This window comes from Paenibacillus sp. MER 180, assembly GCF_023713665.1.
Lineage (GTDB): Bacteria > Bacillota > Bacilli > Paenibacillales > Paenibacillaceae > Paenibacillus_B > Paenibacillus_B suaedae.
In genome coordinates this window covers 12,348-30,750 of record NZ_JAMAVT010000024.1, presented here as the reverse complement: position 1 = coordinate 30,750, position 18,403 = coordinate 12,348, and the positions used below count along the sequence as shown (strand labels likewise).

Below are 18,403 nucleotides of genomic sequence, written 5' to 3'. Positions count from 1 at the left end.
TGTCACGGTAATGTATGAACACGATGTTCATCATGTTCCGGATACGCTAGAATAGGCCGGCCGCAGCCGTTATTTGCAACTGAAGTGCCGCTCACACGATCTGTAAGATGTAAGGATCTTTACTGGGAGCGGAATAAAGGTGGTACCACGGAAGCTAAACCTTTCGTCCTTTGCGGCGTAAGGTTTTTTTATTTGCCTACGTAAGCGAATTGTCCTTGCAAATACCGAGCTATACGCTTAGAGAAGCATGCATGGACCGAACAGTATGATTTGCTTCGATTATATAGGCTGAACATTGTCGATTAGATACTCATGATTATGTAACGGAGGGATTTGCTTGGCAGAGAATCAAGAGCAACTGTCTATGCCTACGACGTATGATCCGAAGGCAGCGGAGCAGAAATGGTATGATTTCTGGATGAAAGGCGAGTATTTTAAAGCAGGTGATCGTAAGGATGCTGAACCATTCACAATCGTAATCCCGCCTCCGAACGTTACGGGTATGCTGCATATTGGTCATGCACTTGACTTTACATTGCAGGATATTTTGATTCGTTTCAAGCGGATGCAAGGATATGATGCTTTGTGGCTTCCAGGTTCTGACCATGCAGGTATTGCAACGCAGACGAAGGTAGAGCAGAAGCTGCGCGAAGAAGGAATCACACGCTATGATCTTGGGCGTGAAGCATTCTTGGAGCGTGTATGGGATTGGAAAGAGAAGTATGCGAATACGATTCGTGAGCAATGGGCGAAGATGGGACTGTCATTGGACTTCTCCCGTGAGCGCTTTACGCTGGACGAGGGTCTGTCTCGTGCGGTTCGCCAAGTATTCGTGAAGCTCTATGAGAAAGGTCTCATCTACCGCGGTAAGTATATTATCAACTGGGATCCGGCAGCACGTACGGCATTGTCTGATATCGAAGTTGAATATAAGGAAGTGCAGGGGCATCTCTATCACCTGCAATATCCTCTGAAGGATGGCAGCGGCACAATCACTGTGGCGACAACACGTCCAGAGACGATGCTTGGCGATACAGCAGTAGCTGTACACCCTAAGGATGAGCGCTATAAGCATATGATTGGCAAAATGTTGGTACTGCCGATTGTTGGCAGAGAGATTCCGGTCATTGCTGATGATTATGTAGATAAAGACTTCGGAAGTGGTGCGGTTAAGATTACGCCTGCCCATGATCCGAATGACTTCGAAATGGGACTCCGCCATCAACTGCCGCAAATTACGGTAATGGATGAGTCCGGTAAAATGAACGAGCTGGCTGGTCAATATCAAGGGCTTGATCGTGCAGATTGCCGCAAGCAGATCGTGAAGGATTTGCAAGAACAAGGCGTGCTGATCAAGATTGAAGATCATGTGCATCAAGTTGGTCACAGCGAGCGCAGCGGCGCAGTTGTAGAGCCGTATTTGTCTACGCAATGGTTCGTGAAGATGAAGCCGCTCGCGGAGCGTGCAATCGAAGCACAGAAGTCTGGCAAAGGTGTTAATTTTGTGCCTGATCGCTTCGAGAAGACATATTTGCATTGGATTGAGAATGTACGCGACTGGTGTATTTCCCGCCAGCTATGGTGGGGACATCGCATCCCTGCATGGTACTGTGAGGATTGCGGACACATTCATGTTGCAGAAGAAGACGCGACTGCATGTACGTCATGCGGAAGCAACCACTTGAAGCAGGATGAAGATGTACTCGATACATGGTTCAGCTCTGCATTGTGGCCGTTCTCCACACTTGGATGGCCGGAACAGACAGAAGATCTGAAGCGCTACTATCCAACGAATGTGCTCGTTACAGGCTATGACATCATTTACTTCTGGGTATCCCGCATGATCTTTACGGCGTTGGAATTCACAGACGAAATTCCGTTCAAGGATGTGCTGATGCACGGCTTGGTGCGTGATGCTGATGGTAAGAAAATGTCCAAATCGCTTGGGAATGGTGTCGATCCGCTTGAAGTTATCGAGAAGTACGGTGCTGATGCAATGCGCTTCATGATTTCGACGAGCAGTACACCAGGCCAAGACTTGCGCTTCCGCTGGGAACGTGTAGAACAGGCTCGCAATTTTGCCAATAAGATTTGGAATGCATCCCGTTTCGCTCTGATGAACTTGGAAGGGTTCACTTATGCGGATATCGACATCACAGGCGAATTGGGCACAGCTGACCGCTGGATTCTCCACCGTATGAACGAGACTGCCCGCGAAATTACACGCTTGATGGATGCTTATGAGTTTGGAGAAACAGGCCGTGTACTCAATAACTTCATCTGGGATGATCTGTGCGATTGGTATATTGAATTTGCGAAGCTTAGCTTGTATGGCTCGAATGAGCAAGCGAAGAAGAAGACGCAATCCGTTTTGGCTTACGTGCTTGACCATACAATGCGCATGATCCATCCGTTCATGCCGTACATCTCAGAGGAAATTTGGCAGCATCTGCCGCACTCCGGCGAGACGGTAACACTTGCGGAATGGCCAGTATACCGTGCTGAATTCGAAGCGCCTGAGGCGGTTCGCGAGATGACACTTCTTATGGATATGATTCGCGCAGTACGCAATATTCGTGCTGAAGTGAACGTTCCGATGAGCAAGAAGGTAGAATTGATTGTGAAGCCGACTGATCGTATGGTAGAAGCGAACATTACGAACAACCTTGAGTTCGTGGAACGCTTCTGCGGTACTTCGAAGCTGGAGGTAAGCATAGAAGCTGCTGCTCCGAACAAAGCGATGACCGCTATTGTGACAGGAGCCGAGTTGTACTTGCCGCTCGCTGGCCTTCTTGACATTGATCAGGAGATTGCACGTCTTCAAAAAGAAGTCGAGCACCTGAACAAAGAAGTGGAGCGTGTCGATAAGAAGCTTGCTAATCAAGGCTTCATCGCGAAGGCGCCTGCTTCGGTCATTGATGAAGAGCGTGCCAAGCAGCGTGATTACAGTGAGAAGAGAGACAAAGTACTGGCGCGTATTACCGAATTGAAAGAAGCGTAAACAACCTGTGCGATATGTACGACCGATCCGGACGTGAGCGCTGTCTCATACCGGTTCGGTCGTTTAATGACATCTGATAAAGGATGAGGAACTATGCCTACGACAAGCGAGACGGAAGCAACCGATTTTCCTTTTGTTCGGGTAGAAGACGCAATTGATTGGATTAATTCTTTAATTCCTTTTGGAATCCGTCCTGGATTGGATCGGATCGAACTGTTGATGGAGCGGTTAGGTTCTCCGCACCGTCGCTTGAAGTTCATTCATGTTGCGGGCACAAATGGTAAAGGCTCGACCTGTGCGATGTTAACAAGTGTCCTGCTTGCTAACGGATATGATGTCGGCACATTTACTTCTCCTTATATTGAGAAGTATACGAATCGTTTAAAGTACAACAACGAGGACATTCCTGAAGATACGCTGCTTCAACTTGTGAACAAGCTGAAGCCGTTGGTGGATGAAATCGCACAAACGCCGCTCGGTTCGCCGACGACGTTTGAAGTATCAACTGCGCTCGCCATTATGTACTATGCGACAGTGACGTTCCCGGATGTCGTCGTATGGGAAACAGGACTTGGCGGACGGCTTGATGTAACGAACATCGTGACGCCGATCGTATCGATTATTACGAATATCGGCCATGATCACATGGACATACTTGGGGATACGATTGAGAAGATTGCTGCCGAGAAAGCAGGAATTATTAAACCAGGGGTGCCAGCGGTGACGACGGTGGAGCAGCCAGAAGCGCTTAAAGTGATTAAGCAGGCTGCTGAGAAAAACCAATCTACGCTGTATGTCATGAACGAACAGTTCCGGGTGGAACTGCTCCATGCGATTGAAAATGAACAGAACTTCACATTCTTCGGCCCTTTCCGTTCGATGGAAGGAATGTCGCTTACGATGAACGGGGCACATCAGTTGAAGAATGCGGCTGCCTCATTAATGGCGCTTGAAGTGCTGCGACAATATATGGCTTTCATGTTAGAGGATGCTACCACGCAAGAAGGGCTGAAGCGTGCAGCATGGCCAGGGCGCTTAGAGATGGTATGCGAGAAGCCTCGCATGCTGCTCGATGGAGCGCATAATCCGGAGGGGGCAGCAACGCTTGCGCAAGCGCTGCGCGATACGTACCGGTATGAACGGCTTCATATTATGATGGGTATGCTGTCGACAAAGCATCATCCCGATGTTCTACGACATATACTACCTTTAGCAGATACCGTTATTTTTACAGAACCAGATTTCCGCAAGAAGATGGATGCGGAGAGCTTGAAGCATATTGCCGAGCAGGTGATGGAGGGCGAGGGCGATATACAATGTCCAACCATTCTTGTAGAGCCGGATTGGCATAAGGCTTTGGAACAGCTACAAGCGATGACAGAGCCAGGAGATTTAGCAGTAGTTACGGGGACATTATATCTGATTGCAGACGTGCGTTCTTTCGTTCTGCATCGGACCGAATCTGAAAAGGGTTGGTGAGTTCGTTTTGAATACGACGGAACATATTCATTTTATCGGCATCGGGGGCTATGGGATGAGCGCCATCGCTCGTGTCATGCTGGAAATGGGGTACACCGTCACGGGGTCCGATGTGGCCGAACAGGATTTGACGGAAAAGTTACGCAAAAAGGGAGCGACTGTACATATCGGGCATGACCCTGCCTATGTTCAGAACGCAGACACAGTAGTATACTCTACGGCTTGTCCGAAAGATAATGTAGAGCGAGTTGCAGCTGAACAGCAAGGGATTCCAGTCATTCACCGCTCACAGATGCTGGCGCGCTTGCTGAATGCTAAGAAAGGCATCGCTGTAGCTGGTGCTCACGGGAAGACGACGACATCTTCCATGATTGCTTTTGTCATGGAACGCTGTGGCGTAGATCCGACTTATATTATTGGCGGCGAAGTGACGAACCTAGGAACGAACGCCCAAGCAGGAAATAGTGAATATGTAGTAGCTGAGGCGGATGAGAGTGATGGCTCCTTCTTGAATTATCACCCTCATATAGCGGTTGTACTTAACATAGAGGCAGATCATTTAGAGAATTATGGCGGGGATTTCGAGCGATTGAAGGAAGCTTATGTCCAGTTCCTGTCTCAAGTAAATCCGGAAGGATGCTCTGTAGTGTGTGCGGATGATCCAATTGTTGGTTCTATGCTTCCGAACTTGGGCGCAGGTGTTGTGACTTACGGCATTGAACAAGCGGCTGATTATACAGCTACAGAGATTATCGCGGAAGATCGCGGCATGACCTTTACGATGAATCATCAAGGCAAGGCGCTTGGCACAGTACAATTGTCTATTCCAGGTACGCATAATGTGTTGAATGCAATGGCGACCATTATTGTTGCTATGCGGGCAGGCATTCCATTCGAACAGGCATCTGCTGCCATCGTGGACTTTATTGGCGCTAAGCGCCGTTTCCAAGTAATTGGGGAAGAGCAGGGCGTACTTGTTGTAGATGACTATGCTCACCATCCGACGGAGATTGAGGCAACACTTACTGCTGCCAAAGCAACAAACCGTCGTATTGTTGCCGTATTCCAGCCGCAGCGTTATTCGCGGACTTATTTCCTGTTCGATCAGTTCAGCCGCGCATTTGAGGGTGCAGATGAACTGATTCTGACAGATATCTACTCTCCAGCTGGGGAGAAGCCGATTGAAGGGGTACACTCTTCGAAACTGGTTGACCGGATTCGCGAAAACAGCAACAGCAACGCACAGTACATTGCGGATAAGAATGATGCATTAGAGCATCTGAAATCAATTGTGAAGTCCGGAGATTTGGTAATCACAATGGGTGCAGGTGATATTTGGAAGACAGCTCGTGACTTAACCGAGGCATTGAAATCGTAGCATCTCTGGCGGTGAGTCAGCAATGTTCCAACAGTGGGATGTAAGTCTGTAAATAACTAGAATAGCAAGAAAAGATCGAGCTGGGGGTCAGGATTTTGGCCCTTCGTTCGATCTTTTTTTCTGTTGACTTATTGTCTTTGCATGAGTGGATTACACAAGTCTAATAGCAACTACAGCTGCAAATAGAATACGACGAATAAAGAAAAAGCCCCGGCGCTGTACACGTAATCGGAAGGAGATAAGCCCCGAGGATAAGATTCTGCCAACCAGTACTTCTCCAGTAAACAGAACGACAATCACGCGACGGCCGATATTTCGTCTAACGAATCGACGTACCTCAGCTGGGGTCAAACGCAAGTTGCTTTTCTTGCTTTTCTTGCTGTTCATTCTATTCCCTCCTTTGCTGCGGGATTGTATATCATATGCTAGCGTTGCAAGATTTGATAGGACTCATATAGGAGGACGGACGCACTTTCTAGCCAATAATTTGTAAGGTAGGTTCTATTGGATTCGAATCTAGCATAAATCTACTAGTAACCAATAGGACAAGGTAGGTGTTCGGATATGACCAACATGCGAACGAAGATGACGTTTCGATTCGATGATTCCCAGCCTGTGAAGGATAAACATGAGATTCAGGGCATAGAGGCGAGCAAGAAGAAAGAGCGGCTTACAGATTGGGAGGAGATGTCTGATGGTACGATTGTGAATGGGGCTTCAGTTGAGCGGGCGAGCGTATCAGAACTTGAAGAGTATAGTGAATCAACTCCTATAGAGAATCGGCATCATATAGAAAAGGTCGAAATAGATGCTCCGAACAATGACCGGGAACAAGAAAAGGTTGAGAGCGAAGATGAACGAGTGGAGCGCTGGATTCGGGAGTCGGATCGTCAGCCTGAATATGACATTCCGAAGAACGGTTATGCGATCCCAACCTCTATTGAAGATCCTGCCTCTAGTTCACTTAGTGATCAAGGCGAGTTGTTATGGCATGGTATTCATACACGTTCTCGCAAGCCCCCGGTGTGGAGAGTCGTTGCTTCCGTTGCGGGCGCGCTCGCAACGGGTGCCTTGTTCGGATTTCTCGCTCTGTCTCTATTCAAGGGCGAAGTATCGATGCCTAATCCAAGTGATGCTATTCCAGTATTCGCGAATGATAAGCAAGGAAAAGGTGGAGAGCCAGCATCTAAGGACACGGCATTGAACGAACAAGGAACGGTGAAGGCAGGGGATTCAGGAAGCAAGTCCTCATCTACTAGCAATGGAGGGAATTCGGCTGCAGCCGCAGCAGGTCTGTATGTGACGGATGTGAATATTCCAGAGAAAGTGTTTTACATGCTGCAATATGGTGTGTTCGCTCAGGAAGAAGGGGCTCAGAAGGCAGCGACGGAGCTGAGAGAACTCGGGCTGGCTGCGATGGAGGAAAAGTCAGAGCAGCATCGCGTGTATGCCGCGATCGCACCTTCGAAGGAGGGTGCGATGGGGTTGAGCGCGTTGCTGAAGAACAAGCAGGTGGACTTGTATGTGAGAACCTTGAACCGTCCGGCGATTACAAAGTTGGCATTCCAAGGTGACTCAGCCTCCGTGGAGCAATTTTTAGGCCAAAGTGGCGTGGTGAATGAATGGTTAATGTCTCAATCGATTGCGTATTTAGAAAAAACCAATACCGAAGCATTCACTCAAGAGATCACGGAACAGCTTCGGAAGGAGCATCAGAAGTGGACACAGCAAATGAGCACCGTGCAAAAAGGGATTCCCGACCAGTCCAAGAAAGCTTGGACGGAGCTGGTTCAGAGCATGAACACAGCAATCAGTGCAGTGAATGAGTATAATAAGCAGCCTTCGTCCTCGCATTTATGGAGTATCCAGCAGGCGGTTATGCATTATCGGAATGCAGAGGCGGTTTGGTTGGGTACGATGAAGGTGTAGCCGAGAGCGGAATAGATCACATGCCAATTATATTGTTGGGAACAGAGTCTTTTGATAGGAGCGTAGCTCTTTGAAGGGGCTCTGTTTTGTACATAAGAACTTGCATTCGCATTGTTGTGAGGGGAAGGATAGAAAACTGCATGAATTTGGGATTGTTGCATAGATTACCATAAATTGTTCATCTAAATCTTGCAAAGATCATCATTTGAATGTTTGTTTCGACAGCCAGTTACGCGTATAATAGAACAGTGTCAAAAAATGGCGAGGAGCGACTACGAAAATGAGTATATCCAAATTTGAGCGACCAACGATCGTAATGGCTTCCTCCTCACCACGGAGACAAGAGCTTGTCCGTTCACTCGGTCTTCCTTATGTCGTACATCCTAGCGATGCAGACGAGACAGTGGATCCCAATCTGGATCCTGACTGTATTGTTGAGACGCTGGCACTGCGCAAGGCACAGGCGGTAGCAGATGTCCGCAAGGCGGCTGGTGAGCACGGTATTGTCATCGGTTCAGACACCATTGTCGTCTTGGATGGCGAAGTGCTGGGCAAGCCAGTGAATGAAGAGGATGCGGTTCGTATGTTGACTAGGCTGCAGGGAAGATCGCACAAGGTGTATACCGGCGTGGCGATGATTGATTCAGCGGACGAACATACAGAAGTTGCGCATGGTGTAACCACAGTCCATATGAAGCCATGGACAGATGAACAGATACATCGCTATGTTGCAACTGGTGAACCAATGGACAAGGCAGGGGCCTATGGGATTCAAGGAATTGGCTCAACACTTGTCACGCAAATTGAAGGCTGTTATTTCAACGTAGTTGGATTGCCGTTGTCGCTTGTTAGCGATATGCTGGCTTCGTATGGCATTATCATCCCGTAATGGGCGCTGCCAGTATGGAGCAGCAAGGTGGAGCAGTAATTGTAAATGAGATAAGATGAGTATGAAATGTTGAATGCAAGACGGTCCTAGGAACAGCGGATGCCGACCAATGGTGCTTCGTCGGTGCATGATGGCGACCGGACAATCGACTACAGGGGGTTGTAAGATGGGACATAGTCCACTTCTACGCGATCTTCCCCATGAAGAACGTCCGAGAGAACGCATGATGCAATATGGGGCAGAGTCATTAAGTCATGCTGAATTACTTGCAATATTACTGCGTACAGGCACGAAAAATGAATCGGCCATTACATTAGCGCAGCGAATATTGAATCACGTAGGACAGCTTCGGCATTTGCACGATATGTCTGTGACAGAGTTGACAGCGATTCGTGGTATTGGCGACGCTAAGGCACTGCAGCTAAAAGCAGGATTAGAGCTTGGACGCCGTATGTCGCGTTCTCGTCTTGAGGATGCACTGCAGGTACGACGGCCGCAAGATGCAGCCGATCTGCTTATGGAGTCGATGCGATACTATGACAAGGAACATTTTATTTGTTTGTTTCTGAATACGAAGAATCGAATTATGGCACAGGAGACGGTTACGATCGGAATCCTGGATGCATCTTTGGTACATCCCCGCGAAGTTTTCAAGGCTGCCCTGAAGTGTGGTGCAGCTTCCATCATTTGTGCTCACAATCACCCAAGCGGAGATCCAACACCGAGTCCAGAGGATGTAGCGCTTACTAGGCGGCTCATGGAAGCTGGAGAAATTGTTGGTATCGAACTGCTGGATCACTTGGTTATTGGCGATAACCAATATGTGAGTTTGAAGGAACGCGGGCTCATGTAATATAATGATTGAGATTGAAGGTTATAAAAAGGAGATTAACATCATGTTGGGTGGCTTTACGAAAGATTTAGGTATTGACTTGGGAACTGCTAATACATTGGTCTATGTACGCGGTAAAGGTGTCGTCGTGCGCGAACCGTCTGTGGTAGCAATCCGCACAGATTCGAAGACGATTGAAGCGGTAGGAGAATCAGCGAAAAATATGATTGGACGTACGCCGGGGAATATCCGTGCAATCCGTCCAATGAAGGATGGCGTCATCGCTGACTTCGACACAACTGCTACTATGATAAAATATTTTATTCGGCAAGCTCAGAAGCAGCGTTCGCTGTTTCCGCGTCATCCGAACGTAATGGTATGTGTGCCTTCTGGTATTACTGCTGTTGAACAGCGTGCAGTTGAAGATGCTACGAAGCAAGCAGGTGCTAGAGAAGCTTATACGATTGAAGAGCCGTTCGCGGCAGCAATTGGTGCTGACTTGCCTGTATGGGAACCAACAGGAAGTATGGTCGTTGATATTGGTGGCGGTACAACTGAAGTAGCGGTGATCTCCCTTGGAGGTATCGTGACATGCCGTTCCGTTCGCGTTGCAGGCGACGAAATGGACGAAGCAATTATTCAATTCATTAAGCGCCAATACAACTTGATGATTGGTGAGCGTACAGCTGAACAGCTGAAGATGGATATCGGCTCGGCTATGGGGCTTGATGAAGAAGAGCAGATGGAGATTCGCGGTCGCGACTTGCTGACAGGTCTTCCGAAGCCGCTCACGATCTCCTCGAACGAAATTACAGATGCTTTGGCTGATACAGTGAGCTCTATTGTTGAAGCTGTTAAGGTAACATTGGAGAAATGTCCTCCTGAGCTTGCAGCTGATATTATGGATCGCGGTATTGTATTGACAGGTGGCGGCGCTTTGCTTCGCAATTTGGATAAGCTGCTTGCTCGTGAGACTGGCATGCCGGTCATCGTGGCAGAGAACCCGCTTGATTGCGTAGCGATTGGTACTGGACGCGCGCTTGATAATATTCATTTGTTCAAGGGACGCAGCAGCTCTGCGCTTCGTTCCAAACGATAAGAATACGCCCATGAGGGAGTCTGATACCCGCGTCGATTCGTTCCAACGACGCGGGCATTGTTATCACTGAAGGTTGCTGCCAAGCCTGATGCTTGGGCATAAGCTTGCGGAAACGACTTCATGATGGCAAGTGGACATCGTGAGCGACCTCTTTTCTGAGGGAACGAGTACCTCTTTACGATGAGAAGGTGTTAATACTGTTTAAGCTTCTGGGGAACAAACGTTTATTTTTGATGTTGTTTGGCCTTATTTTGTTTATTGCGTTAATGGGGTTTACACTAGGCGGACGCCTAAACCTTACTTGGCCAGAGAAATTTGTGCATGATACGGTAACCTTTGTGCAGCAAATATTCTACAGACCGGCATCGTATGTATCGAATTTCGTGAAGGATGTCTCTAGTCTGAAGGAACTGCACGAAGAAAACGAGCAATTGAAGATGATGCTCGTGCAATATACAAGGGATAAGGCCTACTACAATTCGGTTGCGGCAGAAAATAAGAGACTTCTAGACGATCTGGAATTTACGGAGCGTCAGAAGCAGATGAATATGCCTTATAAATACCGAATTGCACAAGTGACGTCGATCAATGTGGCCGATCCATTTAACCAGACGTTGAACTTGAACCTTGGCTCGAAAAATGGAGTTCGTCAAGGGATGCCGGTTATATCGACGGAAGGCGTAGTCGGGATTGTCAGCCGCGTATTCGAATTCTCCTCCACAGTCCAGTTGTTGACGAATATGGATGAGAAGGATCCGAACTCACCAGCAATATCAGCTACTGTACTTGGCAAGGAAAACAAGTCTTTCGGCGTGATTGAGTCTTATGACCACAGCAGTGGTACATTCTTAATGACACGTATTCAAGAGGATGATGAGCTGGAAGAAGGAGATACCATTGTATCGTCCGGCCTTGGCGGTTCATTCCCGAAAGGTCTCGTCCTCGGCCAAGTTGTATCGCGGCAAGTAGGGGATATCGGATTGACGCATTCTGCTACGGTTAAGCCTGCTGCAACCTATCGTGACTGGCGTGAGTTGTTCATCGTTATCACACCGGACATGAATGAGACGGGGAAAGAGGCGCAGCAATGAATCGAAACTGGATGATCGTATTTATGTTCATTCTCTTCCTGCTGGAAGGTTCGCTGCTGCCTGTATTTATTCCAGATGCGTGGCAAGGACGGATTGTCCCGCAACTGGTATTCATCGTAATACTGTATCATGCCGTATATCATCATCGGCATGCTGCGTTGATGATGGGATTGGGATTCGGGTTTCTGCAGGATATTGTATATTATGGCCATATGCTGGGCCCACACACATTTAGCATGGGGCTGCTCGGATATTTGACTGGATTACTTTTTGCGTCTCGCAACACATCCATGATTACGATGATAATCATTTCGGTATTCGGCAGCTTTGCCTATCAGACGATGCTGTATGCAGCTTACAGACTGTTTGGCTTGCATGGAATGACATTCGAATATGCGATATTCGATTTTATGATTCCAAGCTTGATTGTACAGCTTGTCTTCTCGCTGGCCATATATGTTCCGATGCGAAGATGGTTCGACCATTTGTCTGGGAAGAAGTCTGCCGAAGATGAACAGGGGTAATAGCCGTCTTGGAATATGTTTCCAGACGGCTTATGCCTTTTTGTTATCGATAATTTCTTTTTCAACCCGGTGTTGCAGGAACTTTCCTCTTCCATCTCGAAAAAGATAAAATTGGGGAGGGACCTTTCATGACGGCCAAGTCACTGGTAACGATTAAAGGCATGAAGGACGGCCTAGTGTTCCTGCTTGACGATAAGTGTGAATTTGCAGTCTTGTTGGGCGAATTGCGCGACAAGCTTGAACATACACCGCATTTTTTCGACGGACCGATTGTATATGTCGATGTCAAGTTAGGAGCCCGCGCTGTAACAGACGAGCAGAAGACTGAAGTGCTGGATGTACTGCGTCAGCGGGGGAATTTACTCGTACGTTCGATTGAATCTTTTGAGGACAAGAAGGCGGAGCAGAAGGGGTATCGTATTGAGACGAGAACCGGCATGGTACGTTCTGGACAGGTGCTGCGCCACGAAGGAAATTTATTGTTTTTGGGAGATGTCAATCCTAGCGGAATGATTATATGCACTGGCGATGTAATGGTCCTAGGAGCGCTGCGTGGAATGGTTCATGCAGGGGCAGAAGGAGAGCTATCTGCCGTTATTGGGGCCTCGTTATTTGCACCGACGCAACTACGCATCGGGGAAATTATTAGCAGACCGCCAGATGAATGGGGTGTAACCCAATCGCATATGGAATTTGCTTATGTGCATGAAGGTGTCATGCAAATTGATAAAATCTCGCAGCTACATCGCGTTCGCAAGGACATCAATATGTTCAAAGGAGTGTAGAAGGATGGGAGAGGCAATCGTCGTCACTTCGGGCAAAGGCGGCGTCGGCAAGACGACGACATCCGCGAATATTGGTACCGCGCTTGCTTTGCTCGGCAAAAAAGTGTGCATGATCGATACAGATATCGGTCTTCGCAACTTAGACGTCGTGATGGGGCTTGAAAATCGTATCATCTATGATATCTGCGATGTTGCGGATGGCCGTTGCCGATTGAATCAAGCGCTTGTGAAGGACAAGCGCTTTGATGAGTTGTATATGCTGCCTGCCGCTCAGACGAAGGATAAGTTGGCAGTGTCTCCAGAACAGATCAAGGATATCGTTCTGGAACTGAAGAAGGAATTCGAATACGTTATCATTGACTGTCCAGCTGGCATTGAACAAGGATTCAAAAACGCGATCGCAGGAGCAGACCATGCAATCGTTGTTACGACGCCTGAGAATGCTGCGGTTCGTGACGCTGATCGGATCATTGGACTGCTGGAGAATTCGGAAGTCTCCTCACCGAAGCTGATTGTGAACCGTGTTCGCGCCAATATGATGAAGAAGGATGGAGGCATGCTTGAGCTGGATGATATTTTGCAAGTGCTCAATATCGACTTGCTAGGCGTTGTTCCTGATGATGAAATGGTTATTAAAGCGGCTAACTCTGGTGAACCTACGGTCATGAATCCAGATGCGCCTGCTGCTGTGGCTTATCGGAATATCGCGCGCCGCATCCTGGGGGATACAGTACCACTGATGCCGCTTGAACAGAAGAAAGGCGTGCTAGACCGTGTGAAGAAGTTTTTTGGAATGGGATGATTAATCAGTGTTTAACAAGCTGAAACGAATTGATTGGATTATAGTCGGTATTTTGCTCGTGTTCTCGGTGTTCAGCCCACTGGTCATCCTAAGTGCAACGCATGGGGATGCAATGTTCAGCGATACATCCATGATGATGAAGACGATTATATTCTATATTCTTGGATTTATCCTTATGTTTGCCGTAGCGCTGTTCGATTATCGATTGCTATTGAAGAGCTGGCCGATTTCAATGGGGATCACGATCCTGCTTCTTGTTGGCGTGTTTTTCCTAGGGGCGGATCTTAACGGGGCTGTTGGCTGGTATAAGCTTCCCGGAGGGCAGACTTTTCAACCAGCTGAGCTCGCGAAGATTACGCTCATATTTGCACTCGCGCAATTGCTAGGAAGACGGAATGGTGATCCACTCTCACTTACGAAGGACTTGCTGCCAATTGGATTGGTAACGATCCTTCCATTTGGACTAGTAGTGATTCAGCCTGACCTTGGTAACGCCATTATTTATATTGTAATATTGATTGGTATGCTATGGATCGGAGCGGTGAAATACCGGCATGTCCTTGTGGCGCTCCTCTGTGTTGCGGTCATAGGGGGAGCGGTCTACGTATCGTTCACGACCTTCAATAAAGAAGTCAAGGATTTCTTCGTGAATAAGATCGAGAAGAAGCATTGGTATGAGCGGATAAACACATTTATCAACCCAGAGGAAGCAACCAACGATGCGAAGCATCAATCCAACTATGCGATGATTGCGATCGGTTCAGGCGGACTCAGCGGTGATGGCTACATGAAGGGCGAATTGAAGCAGCGCAGCTTCATACCGTATACGTATTCGGATGCCATCTTCGTGGTAATCGGTGAGGAGTTCGGGTTCCAGGGCTCAGCCCTACTGCTGCTGCTGTACTTCCTGATGATATACAGGATGATTCTCATTTCCTTCCAGTGCTATGACTTGCGAGGGTCGTACATGATAATCGGCATTGTGTCGATGTTCGTGTTCCAAATATTCGAGAACATCGGAATGATGATCGGCCTTATGCCGATTACCGGGATTACGCTGCCATTCATCAGTTATGGCGGTACATCACTTCTCTTGAATATGATTTGTATTGGACTGGTGATGAGCATACACATTTATCAAGAGAAATATCAGATTGAGCCTTAATGGAGTCGAAGATTAGGGTCTTGGTCTCATCATTTACGAAATTAGCGCTAAGGCGGCAAAACGTCCATAACGGATGTAGTGCCGCTTTTTTGCGTACATCTGCTTGTTCTCAGGCTCACTGCTCATATCTGCTGTAGGCTTGTCATACACATGTGATAAGCACATCATTCAGCTGATGCATATTGTTGAAATGGGTTAAGAAGGGATGAGACGAGCATGAAAGAAGATATTCGGCGCCGAAGAGAAGAACGAATCCGTGACATTCTAATGGCTGAAGAGATGAAACGTAAGTCGCATGCGAAGGAAGCTGTGGAAGGTAATCTGTCTTCCCATTCACTTGTTCAACCAGATGTCGTGTTGAATACTCCCTCTGCAACGGCTGTCTATAATAACGGAGAGCAGCGAGAGGACTACGAATTCAATCAAGAGTATACGTATGATCCTGAGCAGCAGTGGAAGATAAGCCGTTCGAAGTGGAATGAACGCTACGGCTGGGAAGAGCCTCCTACAGGAAGAGGCAATGTATGGCGCTCCTTGCGCTCCAGACTTCTCGTATCCATCTTGTTGTTCGCTGCAGCTTATGGAATCACATCCTTCCCGGCGGAATGGAATGCACCTATGCGCGCTTGGATTCAATTGTCCCTTCATGATGAGATGGACATGCGGCCGATTGCGGCGTGGTATGAGCGAACTTTCTCCGGAACACCTGTGTTTATCCCTTTGTTTCCACGAGATAAGGAATCAACGAAGGCTGTACAGTCCACACATACCTATCCATCCCCGATTAAGGGGCAGATTGTGCAGCCGTTTGCTATGAATCTGAAGTCTGTCGCGATTGCTCCCGATCATGCGAGTGGTGCGGCGATTGAGGTTCAGAATATTGCTACGGGCAAAATTGAACGGGTAACTTCAGACGAGAAGTCAGGAATTACAGTAACTGTCCAACATGCCGATGGTCTTGTGACGGTGTATAGTGGGCTTACAGCGACTTCCGTGCAACAGGATGACTGGCTTGAGCCCGGAGCAACAATTGGTACGATACAGAGTCAGGAGAACCAGTCGGGGGTAAGTGCTGAGCCTGTACTTACATTTGCGATGCAGCAGCGCGGCGTTTATATTGACCCGGCGGATGTGATACGAATTGATTAAATGGGGGGGAACCACCTACTCACTTCATCCGCTATTTGTGATCCTTATGGCTGCAGCTGCAGCTACAGGCTATATATTTGAATTGCTTACGTTATTTACGATCGTGCTGATTCATGAACTGGGACATGTAGCTTGTGCTAAGGCGTTTGGATGGACCATCACGGAAGTGAAGCTGCTGCCCTTCGGAGGGATGGCGGAGACGGATGATGGAGCACTATCGCCTGCTTGGCAGGAGTGGATTGTAGCGGTAGCGGGGCCATTACAAAATGGTCTCATGATATTAATTGCATGGTATGCGGAAGCGATGGGTTGGTGTAGTCCAGAATGGGCGAAAGGGTTTATTCAGGCCAATGCGTTCATTGGATTGTTCAATTTGCTGCCGATTCTTCCGCTTGACGGCGGACGGATGATGCAAGCAGCATGTTCGTTATGGATGAGCTATCATCGAACCTTGCTTGTTGGTGCGAGGGTCAGCCTTGGATGCAGTGCCATTATGCTGCTGTACAGTGTGTGCCCGGTAGTTGTGGGAGGCAAGCTGAATTTTAATCTCTTGATGCTAGCTCTCTTTTTGCTGTGGACCAACTGGGTGGAACATCGGAATGTTCCTTTTCGTTTCATACGATTTTTGATGAATCGTCCAACGAGGTTGCGCGAGTGGGAGAGTTCGGTCGCACTAGGACGCCCAATTGTAACAGAAGGGGGGCGTTCGTTGTCTAGAATCGTTCGTCTGTTCCGCAGAGATGACTACCACTTCATTTATGTAATGGGTGATGAAGGGCGAATCCAACGGATCGTTCCGGAACAGCAATTAATTGATGCCTTCTTCGATGAGCCTCCGCCTCAGAATCGTATGAAATCATGAGCGCCATCTAGGTAAGTTCGGTCTCAATTTTGGAGGTGAAAAGAAACGGTTATCATTTTTTCTAGCCTGTTCCATAAACCGGCATGTTCACCTTATCCTGCTTCATGTTACAATGGAAGATGACGCGCTGTAGTAGAGGTGATACCATGAATCAGATGATTGTTCACTGTGAGGAACAAGTGACGCAGATGGCGTTGCTTGAACATGGTCGGCTCGTCGAATTTGCAGTCGAACGTGCAACTGGCACAACGCTGGTCGGCAGCTTATTTAAGGGGCGGGTAGTGAATGTGCTTCCTGGAATGCAGGCTGCGTTCGTGGACATCGGGCAGAAGAAAAATGCATTTTTATATGTCGATGATTGTTTACATCCTCATTTGGAGAAGCAGCCTAAGCAGAAACCGCCGATAACGAGTCTGCTTCGAGTTGGACAGGAACTTATCGTGCAAGTGATGAAAGATCAGCTAGGAGGCAAGGGAGCGCGTGTAACCACGCATTATTCTCTACCTGGCAGATATTCGGTGTTTATGCCATATGCCGATTATATCGGTGTATCTAAGAAGATTGAGCAGGAATCGGAACGCAATCGATTGAAGCAGCTTGCTGAACAGCTTCGCCAGGGCGAAGAGGGGCTGATCATTCGAACCGTTGCTCAAGGTGAATTGACGGAGACGCTTGAGGGTGATATTGAGTCACTCCGCGAGTTGTGGGAGACGATTGGTTATCGTGCCAAGGAAGCTCAGGCTCCCGCGTTGCTGCACCGTGATCTAAGCATGGTGGAGAGGCTTGTTCGGGATGCGTTCTCACGCGAGATTGACCAGCTGCTCATTGATGATGTTCGCCAATTGAAAAAGGTGCAGTCGTTTGTTCGTTCGTTTGACCCTGAATTGGAAAATCGGATTCATGTATACAAAGACAGTGAACCGTTATTTACCCGTTATCGGGTGAAAGATCAGCTAGATAAGGCTTTCCAGCGTAAGACATGGCTGCAGAGCGGAGGATATCTAGTATGGGATCAGACGGAAGCACTGACGGTTGTTGATGTGAACACGGGAAAATATACGGGGACAAGCGATCTGGAGGAGACCGTATTCTTAACGAATCTGGAGGCGGCCGAAGAGATTGCGCGTCTTATTCGTCTTCGCGATATCGGCGGCATTATCATTGTTGATTTCATCGATATGGATACGGAAGAACATCGAGTGCGTATTGTGGAGCGATTGGAAACGATGATGCGGAAGGATCGTACGAAGTGCTTGGTTGTCGGTTGGACGAAGCTTGGTCTAATGGAACTGACACGCAAGAAGGTTCGTGAGCAGGTCATGCACCAACTGTTCCAACCCTGTGCCGAGTGCGAGGGAAGCGGAGTTGTTTTGTCCTCGCTTTCTCAACGGGAACCGGAAATTATACGTTGATTTTTA

General features: G+C 48.0%; 16 protein-coding genes and 1 other annotated feature (1 of these 17 running past the window's edge). Of the genes, 15 read left to right on the top strand and 1 reads right to left on the bottom strand.

Going from position 1 to position 18,403, the window contains the following annotated elements; all coding sequences use genetic code 11:
• Positions 1-174: a binding site (T-box leader), on the top strand (it extends 119 nt beyond the left edge of the window).
• Between the two features lie 190 nt (positions 175-364).
• The 3 genes from M3661_RS26415 to murC all read left to right on the top strand — a co-directional run bounded on the left by M3661_RS26415 (position 365) and on the right by murC (position 5,858).
• Positions 365-3,001, top strand: a complete 2,637-nt coding sequence (locus M3661_RS26415; protein ID WP_175400611.1) for a valine--tRNA ligase — start codon at positions 365-367, stop codon at positions 2,999-3,001.
• Positions 3,002-3,094: 93 nt separating this feature from the next.
• On the top strand, positions 3,095-4,480 hold the full coding sequence (locus tag M3661_RS26410) for a bifunctional folylpolyglutamate synthase/dihydrofolate synthase (RefSeq protein ID WP_251489959.1): 1,386 nt from the start codon (positions 3,095-3,097) through the stop codon (positions 4,478-4,480).
• Between the two features lie 7 nt (positions 4,481-4,487).
• The gene (gene murC, locus M3661_RS26405; protein ID WP_021254212.1) at positions 4,488-5,858 is read left to right on the top strand and encodes a UDP-N-acetylmuramate--L-alanine ligase; all 1,371 of its coding nucleotides are present in this window, start codon (positions 4,488-4,490) and stop codon (positions 5,856-5,858) included.
• A gap of 150 nt (positions 5,859-6,008) precedes the next feature.
• Here murC and M3661_RS26400 read toward each other — a convergent pair whose 3' ends face one another.
• A complete protein-coding gene (locus M3661_RS26400; RefSeq protein WP_021254213.1) occupies positions 6,009-6,245 on the bottom strand; it encodes a hypothetical protein in 237 nt (78 codons plus the stop codon).
• Positions 6,246-6,422: 177 nt separating this feature from the next.
• On the opposite strand from M3661_RS26400, the gene M3661_RS26395 reads away from it, so the two are divergent.
• From M3661_RS26395 to M3661_RS26340, 12 genes are all read left to right on the top strand, one after another.
• Positions 6,423-7,787: an SPOR domain-containing protein gene (locus M3661_RS26395; RefSeq protein ID WP_251489957.1), complete on the top strand. Its 1,365-nt coding sequence runs from the start codon at positions 6,423-6,425 to the stop codon at positions 7,785-7,787.
• A gap of 280 nt (positions 7,788-8,067) precedes the next feature.
• Complete coding sequence (locus M3661_RS26390; protein ID WP_065293526.1) at positions 8,068-8,676, top strand: Maf family protein; 609 nt, start codon at positions 8,068-8,070, stop codon at positions 8,674-8,676.
• 166 nt (positions 8,677-8,842) lie between these two features.
• Positions 8,843-9,529, top strand: coding sequence for a RadC family protein (gene radC, locus M3661_RS26385; RefSeq protein ID WP_065293527.1), 687 nt, complete (start codon positions 8,843-8,845; stop codon positions 9,527-9,529).
• A 43-nt stretch (positions 9,530-9,572) separates the two neighbouring features.
• Positions 9,573-10,607 carry a rod shape-determining protein gene (locus M3661_RS26380; RefSeq protein ID WP_021254217.1) on the top strand — a complete coding sequence of 345 codons (1,035 nt, stop codon included), beginning with the start codon at positions 9,573-9,575 and terminating at the stop codon, positions 10,605-10,607.
• Between the two features lie 188 nt (positions 10,608-10,795).
• Positions 10,796-11,698 carry a rod shape-determining protein MreC gene (mreC, locus tag M3661_RS26375; protein WP_311279641.1) on the top strand — a complete coding sequence of 301 codons (903 nt, stop codon included), beginning with the start codon at positions 10,796-10,798 and terminating at the stop codon, positions 11,696-11,698.
• Positions 11,695-12,222: a rod shape-determining protein MreD gene (gene mreD / locus M3661_RS26370; protein WP_021254219.1), complete on the top strand. Its 528-nt coding sequence runs from the start codon at positions 11,695-11,697 to the stop codon at positions 12,220-12,222. The genes mreC and mreD overlap by 4 nt, the downstream gene beginning before the upstream one ends.
• A 128-nt stretch (positions 12,223-12,350) precedes the next feature.
• A complete protein-coding gene (minC, locus tag M3661_RS26365) occupies positions 12,351-13,007 on the top strand; it encodes a septum site-determining protein MinC (protein ID WP_065293529.1) in 657 nt (218 codons plus the stop codon).
• 4 nt (positions 13,008-13,011) lie between these two features.
• Positions 13,012-13,809, top strand: coding sequence for a septum site-determining protein MinD (minD, locus tag M3661_RS26360; RefSeq protein ID WP_021254221.1), 798 nt, complete (start codon positions 13,012-13,014; stop codon positions 13,807-13,809).
• Between the two features lie 7 nt (positions 13,810-13,816).
• Complete coding sequence (locus M3661_RS26355; protein WP_065293530.1) at positions 13,817-14,974, top strand: FtsW/RodA/SpoVE family cell cycle protein; 1,158 nt, start codon at positions 13,817-13,819, stop codon at positions 14,972-14,974.
• Positions 14,975-15,190: 216 nt separating this feature from the next.
• A complete protein-coding gene (locus M3661_RS26350) occupies positions 15,191-16,123 on the top strand; it encodes a M23 family metallopeptidase (RefSeq protein WP_251489955.1) in 933 nt (310 codons plus the stop codon).
• Complete coding sequence (locus tag M3661_RS26345) at positions 16,116-16,985, top strand: site-2 protease family protein (protein WP_065293532.1); 870 nt, start codon at positions 16,116-16,118, stop codon at positions 16,983-16,985. Before M3661_RS26350 ends, M3661_RS26345 begins: the two co-directional genes overlap by 8 nt.
• A 146-nt stretch (positions 16,986-17,131) precedes the next feature.
• The gene (locus tag M3661_RS26340) at positions 17,132-18,397 is read left to right on the top strand and encodes an Rne/Rng family ribonuclease (RefSeq protein ID WP_021254225.1); all 1,266 of its coding nucleotides are present in this window, start codon (positions 17,132-17,134) and stop codon (positions 18,395-18,397) included.
• Positions 18,398-18,403: the final 6 nt, after the last annotated feature.

Coding starts and splice junctions, on each gene's coding strand:
- minD (WP_021254221.1), top strand. CDS start 13,012: ATGGGAGAGGCAATCGTCGTCACTTCGGGCAAAGGCGGCGTCGGCAAG.
- mreD (WP_021254219.1), top strand. CDS start 11,695: ATGAATCGAAACTGGATGATCGTATTTATGTTCATTCTCTTCCTGCTG.
- M3661_RS26400 (WP_021254213.1), bottom strand. CDS start 6,245: ATGAACAGCAAGAAAAGCAAGAAAAGCAACTTGCGTTTGACCCCAGCT.
- M3661_RS26395 (WP_251489957.1), top strand. CDS start 6,423: ATGACCAACATGCGAACGAAGATGACGTTTCGATTCGATGATTCCCAG.
- radC (WP_065293527.1), top strand. CDS start 8,843: ATGGGACATAGTCCACTTCTACGCGATCTTCCCCATGAAGAACGTCCG.
- M3661_RS26340 (WP_021254225.1), top strand. CDS start 17,132: ATGAATCAGATGATTGTTCACTGTGAGGAACAAGTGACGCAGATGGCG.
- M3661_RS26415 (WP_175400611.1), top strand. CDS start 365: ATGCCTACGACGTATGATCCGAAGGCAGCGGAGCAGAAATGGTATGAT.
- minC (WP_065293529.1), top strand. CDS start 12,351: ATGACGGCCAAGTCACTGGTAACGATTAAAGGCATGAAGGACGGCCTA.
- M3661_RS26390 (WP_065293526.1), top strand. CDS start 8,068: ATGAGTATATCCAAATTTGAGCGACCAACGATCGTAATGGCTTCCTCC.
- M3661_RS26350 (WP_251489955.1), top strand. CDS start 15,191: ATGAAAGAAGATATTCGGCGCCGAAGAGAAGAACGAATCCGTGACATT.
- M3661_RS26410 (WP_251489959.1), top strand. CDS start 3,095: ATGCCTACGACAAGCGAGACGGAAGCAACCGATTTTCCTTTTGTTCGG.
- M3661_RS26380 (WP_021254217.1), top strand. CDS start 9,573: ATGTTGGGTGGCTTTACGAAAGATTTAGGTATTGACTTGGGAACTGCT.